This is a genomic window from Streptomyces sp. SID3343 (genome assembly GCF_009865215.1).
Lineage (GTDB): Bacteria > Actinomycetota > Actinomycetes > Streptomycetales > Streptomycetaceae > Embleya.
Genome location: NZ_WWJX01000764.1, coordinates 1 through 225, shown reverse-complemented (window position 1 = coordinate 225; position 225 = coordinate 1). Strand labels below are relative to the sequence as shown.

At 72.9% G+C, this 225-nt stretch carries 1 pseudogene; it reads left to right on the top strand.

What is annotated here, in order from left to right:
- Positions 1-17 precede the first annotated feature (17 nt).
- A pseudogene (locus tag GT354_RS56595) lies at positions 18-225 on the top strand (hypothetical protein); the annotation flags it as partial.

Genomic DNA, 225 nt, shown 5'->3' with positions numbered 1-225 from the left:
GTCACAGGACGCCGCGTATGGCCCCCGCCCATCGCCGCCATCCCACACCCGCACACCCACCGCGCCCACCGGTCCCACCGAACGTCATCGCCCACCCACAGTCCCCACCGCCCACCCGACCCGTGCTCATCGCGTGTCGTCGCACACTCGGCACACGCCCACCACTCGCCGGCGCACACCTGCACACCCACCGCACCCACCGCACCACCGCACCCACCGAACGTC